The organism is Rhodococcus sp. P14 (assembly GCF_000256505.1).
In the GTDB taxonomy this organism is placed as follows: Bacteria; Actinomycetota; Actinomycetes; order Mycobacteriales; family Mycobacteriaceae; genus Rhodococcus; species Rhodococcus ruber.
Map to the genome: position 1 here is coordinate 1 of NZ_AJFC01000259.1, position 11,264 is coordinate 11,264.

8 protein-coding genes are annotated in these 11,264 nt (G+C 73.5%); all 8 read left to right on the top strand.

Going from position 1 to position 11,264, the window contains the following annotated elements; genetic code table 11:
• Window positions 1–383 (top strand): Trp biosynthesis-associated membrane protein (locus OEY_RS0118325; RefSeq protein ID WP_010595277.1); only part of this gene is annotated, 383 nt, incomplete at its 5' end.
• A gap of 79 nt (window positions 384–462) precedes the next feature.
• Complete coding sequence (trpC, locus tag OEY_RS0118330) at window positions 463–1,272, top strand: indole-3-glycerol phosphate synthase TrpC (protein WP_010595278.1); 810 nt, start codon at window positions 463–465, stop codon at window positions 1,270–1,272.
• A gap of 124 nt (window positions 1,273–1,396) precedes the next feature.
• Window positions 1,397–2,656, top strand: a complete 1,260-nt coding sequence (gene trpB / locus OEY_RS0118335; protein ID WP_051009394.1) for a tryptophan synthase subunit beta — start codon at window positions 1,397–1,399, stop codon at window positions 2,654–2,656.
• Window positions 2,653–3,462, top strand: a complete 810-nt coding sequence (gene trpA, locus OEY_RS0118340) for a tryptophan synthase subunit alpha (protein WP_010595280.1) — start codon at window positions 2,653–2,655, stop codon at window positions 3,460–3,462. Before trpB ends, trpA begins: the two co-directional genes overlap by 4 nt.
• Entirely contained in the window at window positions 3,459–4,496 is a 1,038-nt protein-coding gene (gene lgt / locus OEY_RS0118345) for a prolipoprotein diacylglyceryl transferase (protein ID WP_010595281.1), read from the top strand. The genes trpA and lgt overlap by 4 nt, the downstream gene beginning before the upstream one ends.
• On the top strand, window positions 4,493–5,362 hold the full coding sequence (locus tag OEY_RS0118350; protein ID WP_010595282.1) for a TM2 domain-containing protein: 870 nt from the start codon (window positions 4,493–4,495) through the stop codon (window positions 5,360–5,362). The genes lgt and OEY_RS0118350 overlap by 4 nt, the downstream gene beginning before the upstream one ends.
• Before the next feature lie 229 nt (window positions 5,363–5,591).
• Complete coding sequence (gene gltB / locus OEY_RS0118355; RefSeq protein WP_010595283.1) at window positions 5,592–10,073, top strand: glutamate synthase large subunit; 4,482 nt, start codon at window positions 5,592–5,594, stop codon at window positions 10,071–10,073.
• Window positions 10,066–11,264: glutamate synthase subunit beta (locus tag OEY_RS0118360; RefSeq protein ID WP_010595284.1), on the top strand; the 1,199-nt coding region annotated here is incomplete at its 3' end. The genes gltB and OEY_RS0118360, both read left to right, overlap by 8 nt.

An 11,264-nucleotide genomic window follows, 5' to 3' on the forward strand; every position in this document is an offset into this window, starting at 1 on the left:
TGCTCACCGGGAGCGCCGACGACGCGACCGCGGCGCGCATCGCCGAGTTGCCCGCACGCGCCGAGGTCACCTCCCTCACCGTCGCCACCGCCCCGGCGCTGCTCGCCCTGGCCGGTGCCGTCGCCGCGCTGGCCGCCGCGGTGCAGCTGTGGCGCACCCCGCGGGCCCGGGCGGGGCTGTCGTCCCGCTACGACAGCCCCGCCGCCCGCCGGGAGGCCACGGTCCGCCGGGACACCGCCGACGAGCCGGTCACCGAACGCACGCTGTGGGACGCGCTCGACGCGGGGGAGGACCCCACGGTCGACGCCGCCGACGACCGGTCCGCCGATCGAGGCGGGGAGGGCGGCACCGACGATTCGGGGACCCGCCGCACGGGTCGGTGAGGGCGCGCACTACCCTTCAAGAAACTCCGATGAGCTTTCTCACATCGGATTGACAGGGGCGAAAGGACTTCGAGCCACGATGACAGTTCTCGACTCGATACTCGAAGGGGTGCGCGCCGACGTCGCCGCCCGGGAAGCGGTCCTCGACTTCGCTGCGGTCAAGGCCGCGGCCGCCGCCGCGCCCCCGTCCCTCGACGCCAAGGCCGCGTTGCTCGAGCCGGGAATCGCCGTGATCGCCGAGGTCAAGCGGGCGAGCCCGTCGAAGGGTGCGCTCGCCGACATCTCCGATCCCGCCGAACTCGCCAAGGCCTACGAGGCCGGCGGTGCCCGCGCGATCAGCGTGCTCACCGAGCAGCGCCGGTTCCAGGGCAGCCTCGAGGACCTCGACGCCGTGCGGCGCGCGGTGCGGATCCCGGTGCTGCGCAAGGACTTCATCGTGGGGCCGTACCAGATCCACGAGGCGCGTGCCCACGGCGCCGACATCGTGCTGCTCATCGTCGCCGCCCTCGAACAACCCGTGCTGACCTCGCTCGTCGACCGTGTCGAATCCCTCGGGATGACGGCGCTCGTGGAGGTGCACACCGAGGAGGAGGCCGACCGGGCCCTCGAGGCCGGCGCCACGGTCATCGGAGTCAACGCCCGCGATCTCAAGACCCTCGAGGTCGACAAGAGCACATTCGCCCGGATCGCGCCGGGGTTGCCGACCGAGGTCGTCAAGATCGCCGAGTCCGGGGTGCGCGGTCCCTCCGATCTGCTCACCTACGCCGGCGCGGGCGCCGACGCGGTGCTCGTCGGTGAGGGTCTGGTGACCAGCGGCGACCCGCGCCACGCGGTTGCCGAACTGGTCACCGCCGGCACCCATCCGTCCTGCCCGAAGCCCGCGCGCTGAGCGCAGTCCGGTGCACCGCCGACGGCCCGGACCCGGCGACGAGGCGGGGGCGACGTTGGGGCAGACTGGACGGGTGAGCACAGACGATCCCGTACTTTCCGCCAAGGGCCGCGGTCTGCCCCGCATGAGCGCCGCAGTGGCCGAGCACAGCGCGCACGAACCCGACCCCGGCGGCCACTTCGGGGTCTTCGGCGGGCGGTTCGTCCCCGAGGCGCTGATGGCGGTCATCGAGGAGGTCACCGCCGAATACGACAAGGCGCGGGTCGACAACGGGTTCCTCGACGAACTCGATCGGTTGCAGCGCGACTACACGGGCCGGCCGTCCCCGGTGTACGAGGCCAAGCGGTTGAGCGACCACGCCGGCGGCGCCCGGATCCTGCTCAAGCGCGAGGATCTCAACCACACCGGCTCACACAAGATCAACAACGTGCTCGGCCAGGCCCTGCTCGCCAAACGGATGGGCAAGAGCCGGGTCATCGCGGAGACCGGCGCCGGGCAGCACGGTGTCGCCACCGCCACCGCCTGCGCGCTGCTCGGCCTCGACTGTGTCGTCTACATGGGCGAGGTCGACACCGAACGGCAGGCCCTCAACGTCGCCCGGATGCGCCTGCTCGGCGCCGAGGTCGTCGCCGCCACCAGCGGCTCGCGCACCCTCAAGGACGCGATCAACGAGGCGATGCGCGACTGGGTCACCAACGCCCACAACACGTACTACTGCTTTGGCACCGCCGCCGGCCCGCACCCGTTCCCGATGATGGTGCGCGACTTCCAGCGGATCATCGGCCTGGAGGCGCGCGCGCAGGTGCAGGCGCTCACCGGACGGTTGCCCGATGCCGTCACCGCCTGCGTCGGCGGCGGGTCCAACGCCATCGGCATCTTCCATGCCTTCCTCGACGACCCCGGCGTCCGCCTGGTCGGCTTCGAGGCCGGCGGCGACGGCGTGGAAACCGGGCGGCACGCCGCCACCATCACCGGCGGCACGCCCGGCGCGCTGCACGGCGCCTACTCCTACCTGCTGCAGGACGAGGACGGGCAGACCGTCGAGTCCCATTCGATCTCCGCCGGCCTGGACTACCCCGGCGTCGGACCCGAGCACTCCTACCTCAAGGACATCGGCCGCGCCGACTACCGGCCCGTCACCGACACCGAGGCCATGGACGCGTTCTCGCTGCTCTCGCGCACCGAGGGCATCATCCCCGCCATCGAGTCGGCGCACGCCGTCGCCGGGGCCCTGGAACTGGGTCGCGAACTCGGCCCCGGCGCGGTCGTGCTGGTCAATCTGTCCGGCCGCGGCGACAAGGACGTCGACCCCGCCGCGCGGTGGTTCGGGCTCCTTCCCGCCGACCCGGCCACCCCCGACACGACGGAAGGATCCGCGCAGTGAGCGCCCAGCAGCCGCAGTCCCGCCTCGGCGAGGTCTTCGCCCGATGCAAGGCCGAGAACCGGGCCGCGCTCGTCGGCTATCTCCCCGCCGGGTACCCCGACCTGCCGCGCTCGATCGAGGCGTTCGAAACGCTCGTGCAGGCCGGGTGCGACATCGTCGAGGTCGGCATCCCCTACAGCGACCCGGTGATGGACGGCCCCACCATCCAGGCCGCCGCCGACGGGGCACTCACGGCGGGTTTCCGGGTGCGGGACGTGTTCCGCGTCGTCGAGGCCGTCGCCGCCGCCGGGGGCCACGCCGTCGTGATGACCTACTGGAACATCGTCCTCAAGTACGGGATCGACGAGTTCGCCCGCGACCTCGCCGCCGCCGGAGGACTGGGCATCATCACCCCGGACCTCATTCCCGACGAGGCCGAGCGGTGGATGGCGGCGGCGGACCGGCACGGGCTCGACCGCATCTTCCTCGTCGCCCCGTCCTCGACCGCCGAGCGTCTCGCCACGACCGTCGACTCCTGCCGCGGATTCGTCTACGCCACCTCCACGATGGGCGTGACCGGCGCCCGCGACGCCGTCTCGGACATGGCGCCCGAACTCGTCGCGCGCGTGCGCGAGCACTCGCAGATTCCCGTGGGTGTCGGCCTGGGCGTGCGGTCGCGGGACCAGGCCGCCCAGATCGCCGCCTACGCCGACGCGGTGATCGTCGGCTCGGCGCTGGTGGCCGCCGTGGCGCAGGGCGCCGACGCGTTGCGCGCGCTCACCACGGAACTCGCGGAGGGCGTGCGCTCGGCTAGCGTGGCCACGTGACCTCCACCGCCGTCCCCGCCGCCACCGTCCTGGCGTATCTGCCCAGTCCGCCGCAGGGGGTGTGGTACCTCGGGCCGATCGCGCTGCGGGCCTACGCCCTGTGCATCATCGTCGGGATCGTCGTCGCGATCTTCTGGGGCGACCGCCGCTGGGTCGCCCGCGGCGGCGAACCGGGCACCGTGCTCGACGTCGCGGTGTGGGCGGTGCCGTTCGGTCTGATCGGTGGCCGCCTGTACCACGTCGCCACCGACTGGCAGAAGTACTTCGGTGCGGGCGCCGACCCGGTCGACGCGCTGAAGATCTGGCAGGGCGGGCTGGGCATCTGGGGGGCGGTCGCCCTCGGCGGGGTGGGCGCCTGGATCGGGTGCCGTCGCCGCGGCGTCCCCCTGCCCGCCTTCGGTGACGCGCTGGCCCCGGCGATCCTGCTGGCCCAGGCCATCGGCCGGCTCGGCAACTGGTTCAACCAGGAACTCTACGGTCGGGAGACGACCGTGCCGTGGGGCCTCGAGATCTACGAACGCCGCAACGACGCAGGACAGACGAGCCCGGACCTCATCGACGGAATCTCCACCGGGCAGGTCGCGGCGGTGGTGCACCCGACGTTCCTGTACGAGCTGGTGTGGAATCTGCTCGTCGTGCTGCTGCTCGTGTTCGTCGACCGGCGATTCCGCATCGGACACGGCCGACTGTTCGCTCTCTACGTGGCCGGATACAGCGCGGGCCGCTTCTTCGTCGAACTCATGCGGTCCGATCCGGCCACCGAGATCGCCGGGATCCGGATCAACTCCTTCACGTCCGCCATCGTGTTCGTCCTCGCCGTCGCCTACGTCGTCGTCGCGCGCAAGGGCCGGGAAGCGCCGGAGGAACTGAAATCCCGCCGTCCGGGTGGCGCAGACGAGGCCGCCGCGGCCGGTGGCGCAACCGAGACCGACGACGGGCACCGCGACGGCGCGTCCGGGTCGGTGGTGCCGGCCGAGCCCGGCGGTAAGGTCGAGTCAGGTACGCGCAGCGAGAACGAAGGGGACAAGTCGTGACCACATCCGACCCGGGATCCCCGGGTCCCACATCCGACGCGGGGTCCCCGGAGCCCACGGGCCCGGATCTGCGGAAGAAGGACGAGACCTCCACGGGGCCGGACCTGCGCAAACAGGCCGCCGCCGAGGAGACGTCCGAAGCCGGCGCGAGCGCCGCACCACGCGACGGCGAGCCGGCCTCCACCGAGGAACTGCCCGCGTTCGGTGGCACCGCCGACTACGATCCGACCGCCCAGGCGTCGCTGTCCGTTCCGCCGCCCACCACCGAGTCGACCGCGCCCACCTGGGGTACGGCGGGACCGGGCTGGAACACCTATGCGGGCATGGGCAACGGTCCGGGCTGGGGCACCACGCCGAGCTATCCGCCGCCGTCGAGCGAAGGGCAGTACGGCACCGCGCACGAGTCCGAGGCACAGACCGGCGGCCGGTACGGCGGCACCGGACCCGTCTACGGCACACCCGACCCGCAGTTCCAGGGCGCGCCGCAGTACCCGCCGGCCTCCGCACCGGGCTACGGATCCTCCGGTTACGGGCCCACCGGTTACGGTGCCTACGGCGATCCCTCCGCCCCGTACGGGCGGGATCCGGCGACCGGCGAACCGTACTCCGACAAGTCGAAGACCACTGCGGGTCTGCTGCAACTGCTGCTGCCCTTCGTCGGGATCTGCGGCGTCGGACGGCTCTACCTCGGGAGCACCGCCGTCGGCCTCATCCAGCTGCTGGGGCTGTGGATCGGCGGCCTGCTGGCGATCGTCCTGATCGGTTTCGTGATCATGCCGGTGATCTGGGTGTGGTCCGTCATCGACGGGATCATGATGCTCACCGGCAGCGTCCGCGACTCCGACGGCCGCCCGCTGCGGCCCTGACCCACCCGCCCGGCGGCCGGTCGCGCACCTCGCGCGGCCGGCCGTCGCGCGCGTAGACTGACCGCCACCGGGACCGATCCCCGGTTCGACCGTCGGGCGGACCTGGTCCGGCCACCCACACCGCACAGCGCACGCCCGTCGTGGCGACCCCGTCGGGGCCGCTCATCCGACGACGCGTGACGTCGCCCCACACCGGCGACGTGGAGGTGGACCGGTGCGGCATTCCGGGATGCCCGAGGCCCGCGGACTCTACGACCCCGCCCGCGAATCGGATTCCTGTGGCGTGGGCGCGGTCGTCGACCTGCGCGGCCGCAGCACACACCGGACCGTCACCGACGCGCTCACCGCGCTGCGCAACCTCGGCCACCGCGGCGCCAGCGGCCGGGAACCCGCCAGCGGGGACGGCGCCGGTATCACCCTGGCCCTCCCCACCGCCCTCTTCGATGCCGTCGCCGGCGTCGAGCTGCCGCCGCCCGGGTGCTACGCCACCGGCCTGTGCTTTCTCCCCCGCGACCCACGCGCCCGGGCAGCGGCCCGCGAACGGATCCACACGCTCGCCGCCGAGGAGGACCTCGAGATCCTCGGCTGGCGCGAGGTTCCCGTCGACCCGGCCGGCCTCGGGCGCACCGCCGAGGCCTGCCGCCCCCACGTCAGCCAGCTGTTCGTCGCCGCCGCAGGCGCGGACGGTGCCCGCCCCGCGGGCCTGGACCTCGACCGGCGGGTGTATCCGCTGCGGCGCCGCGCCGAGCACACCGGCGACGTCTACTTTCCGTCGCTGTCCGCCCGCACCGTCGTCTACAAGGGCATGCTCACCGCACAGCAACTGCCGGGGTTCTACCCCGACCTGCGGGACCGGCGTTGCGCCAGCGCGATCGCACTCGTGCACAGCCGCTTCTCCACCAACACCTTTCCGTCCTGGCGGCTCGCGCAGCCGTTCCGGTACAGCGCCCACAACGGCGAGATCAACACCATCCGCGGCAACCGGAACCGGATGCACGCGCGGGAGGGGCTCCTGCGCACCGGGCTGCTGCCCGGCGACCTGACCCGCCTGTTTCCGCTCTGCACCCCCGACATGTCCGACTCCGCGACCCTCGACGAGGTCCTCGAACTGCTCCATCTCGCCGGGCGTTCGCTGTCGCACGCGGTGACCATGCTCGTCCCGCCCGCCTGGGAGAACGCGCCCGGACTCGATCCCCGGCGCCGCGCCTTCCACCGCTTCCACGCCGCGCTGCTCGAACCGTGGGACGGACCGGCGTGCCTGCCCTTCACCGACGGACGGTGGTTCGGGGCCGTGCTCGACCGCAACGGGTTGCGGCCGGGCCGCTGGTGCCGCACCGCCGACGACCGGGTCCTGTTCGGCAGCGAGACCGGAATGCTCGACGTGCCACCGGAACACATCGTGCACAAGGGCCGGCTCGAGCCGGGCCGGATGCTCCTCGTCGACACCGCCACCGGGCGCATCGTCCCGCCCGACGAACTGCTCGACACCCTCGCCGCCGCCCACCCCTACGACCGGTGGCTGCGCGAGGGTCAGATCGACCTGGCGGATCTGCCCCGTCCGGCCGGGCACCCCGCCGCGGACCACGAGCCGGATCGGGACCACCGGCTGTTCGGCTACACCCGCGAGGACCTCGAGGTGCTGCTCGAACCGATGGCCGCGACCGGTGCGGAACCGCTCGGTTCGATGGGCGCCGACATCGCCCCCGCGGTGCTGTCGCCGCGCCCCCGGCTGCTCTACGACTACGTCGTCGAGCTGTTCGCCCAGGTCACCAACCCGCCGTTGGACGCCATCCGCGAACGGGTCGTCACCTCGATGCGGCGCGTCGCCGGCCCGGAGGGCAACCTGTTCGACGCCTCCGCGAAGTCGTGCCGGCAACTGGTGCTTCCCGGTCCGGTGCTCGACTCCGACGACCTCGCCGCCGTCGCGGCACTCGGCCCGGGCGGCCCGCGTCCGGCCCTCGCCGCACGGGTGCTGCCCGCGCACTTCGCGGTCGGCGGCGACCCCGGCGAGGCCCTCGCGGCGGGACTCGCGGCCCTGCGCCGCGCCGCCGACGCCGCCCTCGACGACGGTCGCGGCATCCTGATCGTCACCGACCGCGGGTGCGGTCCGGACCGCGTCCCGATCCCGTCGCTGCTCGCCGTCGCCGCCGTGCACCACCACCTCGTCCGCACCCGGCGGCGCACCCGCGTCGCGCTCCTCGCCGAATCCGGCGACGCCCGCGAGGTCCACCATGTGGCCGCGCTGGTCGGGTTCGGCGCCGCGGCGGTCTGCCCGTACGTCGCCTTCGGCACCGTGCGCTCCCTCGCGGCCGCCGGGCGCATTCCCGGCACGGACCCGGCGGCGGCCGCGGCGAACTACCGTCGCGCCCTCGTCACCGGTGTCCGCGAAGTGATGGCCAAACTCGGCATCTCGACCCTCGCCTCGTACACGGCGGCGCAGACGTTCGAGGGCGTCGGCCTCGCCCGGGAGGTCGTCGACGAGTACCTGCCCGGTACCGTCTCCCGACTGGGCGGCGCCGGGCTCGCCGACCTGGCCCGTGACGCCCGTCGCCGGCATCGGCATGCCTTCGGGAACCGTTGTGCCGACACCCTTCTCGACAGCGGCGGCGTGTACCGGTACCGGCGCGACGGCGAACCCCATCTGTTCACCCCCGAGACGGTGTTCCTGCTGCAGCACGCGACCCGCACGGGACGCGCGGACGTCTACGCACGCTACTGCGCCGAGGTCGACCGTCTCGCCGCCGCGGGCGCCACGCTGCGCGGGCTGCTGCGCACCGTCGCCGCGGAGCCGATCCCGCTCGACGAGGTCGAGCCGGAGGCGGAGATCGTGCGCCGCTTCGCCACCGGGGCCATGAGCTACGGGTCGATCTCCGGGGAGGCACACGAGGCCCTCGCCGTCGCGATGAACCGGCTCGGCGGCCGCTCGAACTCGGGGGAGGGCGGGGAGGAGCGCGACCGGCTCGGCGACCCGCTGCGGCGCAGTGCCGTCAAACAGGTCGCCAGCGGCCGCTTCGGCGTCACCGCCGACTACCTCGCCGACGCGACCGACCTGCAGATCAAGATGGCTCAGGGAGCGAAACCCGGTGAAGGTGGCCAGCTTCCCGGTCACAAGGTGTATCCGTGGATCGCCCGCACCCGGCACGCCACGGCGGGCGTCGGCCTGATCTCCCCACCGCCGCACCACGACATCTACTCCATCGAGGACCTCGCCGAACTCGTCCACGACCTGCGGTGCGCCAACCCGCGGGCCCGCATCCACGTCAAACTGGTCAGCGGTGTCGGCGTCGGGATCGTCGCCGCCGGTGTCGCCAAGGCCCATGCCGACGTGGTCCTGATCTCCGGCCACGACGGTGGCACCGGCGCCGCACTGCTCACCGCCCTGCAGCACGCCGGCACCCCGTGGGAGATCGGGCTCGCCGAAACCCAGCAGACCCTCGTGCTGAGCGGCCTTCGCGACCGCATCACCGTGCAGTGCGACGGCGGTCTGCGCACCGGTCGGGACGTGCTGATCGCGGCGCTGCTCGGCGCCGAGGAGTTCGGGTTCGCCACGGCGCCCCTGGTGGTCCTCGGCTGCATCCTCATGCGGGTGTGTCATCTCGACACATGCCCCGTCGGGATCGCCACCCAGAATCCCCGACTCCGGGAGAAGTTCACGGGCAGAGCAGAATTCGTGGAACAGTTCTTCCGGTTCGTCGCCGCGGACGTGCGCCGGCGGCTCGCGGCGCTGGGCCTGGCCCGCCTCGACGACGCCGTCGGCCGGGTCGACCTGCTCGAACCCGACGCGGCGCTCGCGCACTGGCGTCGCCGCGGGCTCGATCTCGCGCCGCTGTTCACCCCGCCCGCCGACGCCCTCGGCGCGCCCCCGCAGCGCCGCCGCACCCGCCCGGCCGCCGGACCCCCCGACGCGCCGTTGGACCGGGACCTGATCGCCCGCGCCGGCCCCGCCCTCGACCACGGCCGGCCCGTGCAGCTGACCGGGACCGTCACCAACCGGGACCGCGCCGTCGGCACCCTGCTCGGCTGGACCGCCGGCCGACGGTGCCCCGCGGGTCTGCCCGAGGACACCGTGCGGATCGACCTGCACGGCAGCGCCGGACAGTCCCTCGGCGCCTTCCTGCCCACCGGGATCACCGTCACCGTCACCGGCGACGCCAACGACTATGTAGCCAAGGGTCTGTCCGGCGGGCGCGTGGTGGTGCGCCCCGACGCGGCCGCGCCGTTCGACCCGCACGAGCAGATCGTCGCCGGCAACACCGTCCTGTACGGGGCGACCTCCGGCGAGTTGTTCCTGCACGGTCGGGTGGGGGAGCGCTTCGCCGTGCGCAATTCCGGCGCCGACGCCGTGTGCGAGGGCACCGGCGACCATGCCTGCGAGTACATGACGGGCGGCCGCGTGGTGATCCTCGGACCCACCGGCCGCAATCTGGCCGCCGGTATGACCGGGGGTCTGGCCTACGTCCTCGACCTCGAGCCCGGCCTCGTCAACACCGACTCGGTGCAACTGCAACCGGTCGACCTCGCCGAGCTCGCGCAGGTGCGGGATCTGATCGCCCGCTACCGCGCACGCACCGGATCGGCAGTCGCCGGGGAACTGCTCGCCGACTGGGCCGGCAACGCGGGGCGCTTCACCGCGGTGGTGCCCGAGGATCTGATCCGGATCCGCGCGACCGCCCGCGAACGGCCCACCCCGGTCGGAGCCGACGGTGCCTGACCCCCGCGGATTCCTGCGTTACGACCGCTGCGAGCCGCCGCGCCGGCCCGCCGCCGAACGCGTCCGCGACTGGGCAGAGGTGCACCGCGCGCAGTCCCCCGACGAGGAGCTCCGCACGATCCGGGAACAGGCCGCCCGCTGCATGGACTGCGGACTCCCGTTCTGCCACAGCGCCGGAACGGGCTGCCCCCTCGGCAACCTGATCCCCGAATGGAACGACCTGGTGCGCCGCGACCGGTGGGCCGAGGCCGCCGACCGACTGCACGCCACCGACAACTTCCCCGAGTTCACCGGCCGGTTGTGCCCGGCCCCGTGTGAATCCGCCTGCGTGCTGGCCCGGGACGACCACGCCGCCGGTGTGACGGTCGAACGGATCGAACGAGCGATCGCCGACCGGGCGTGGGCCGACGGCCGCGTGCCGCCCCGCCCCCCGGTCCGCCGCACCGGCAGATCCGTCGCCGTCGTCGGCTCCGGGCCGGCGGGTCTCGCCGCGGCCCAGCAACTCACCCGCGCCGGACACGCCGTGACCGTCCTCGAACGTGCCGACCGGCTCGGCGGCCTGCTGCGGTACGGCATCCCGGCATTCAAGATGGACAAGGCGCTCGTCGACCGGCGTCTCGCGCAGATGCGCGCCGAGGGCACGGTGTTCCGCACCGGCACCGAGGCGGGGGTCGATCCGGATGTCGCCGCACTGCGGGCCGAATTCGACGCCGTCGTTCTCGCGGTCGGGGCCGGACGCGCCCGCGACCTGCCCGTCCCGGGGCGCGGACTCGACGGGGTGCATCCCGCGATGGAGTTCCTCGTCGCCGCCAACCACGAGTGCGCGGGCGACGGACCCACCCCGATCAGCGCCGCCGGGCGGCACGTGGTGATCGTCGGTGGCGGGGACACCGGTACCGACTGCTTCGGCACCGCGCTGCGGCAGGGCGCGCGGTCCGTCACCCAGCTCGACTACCGGCCCCGCCCGCCCGGCCGGCGCGACGAGGACGTCACCCCGTGGCCACTCGTGCCGTGGGTGCTGCGGACGGCACCCGCGCACGAGGAGGGCGGGACCCGGCGGTTCGAGGTGACGGTGCAGCACTTCGCCGGGTCCCGTGGGCGGGTGCGGACGCTCGAACTGGCGGAAGTGGACGCGCGCCGCGCCCCCCGCGGGAACACCTTCGCCATCCCCTGCGACCTCGCGCTCCTCGC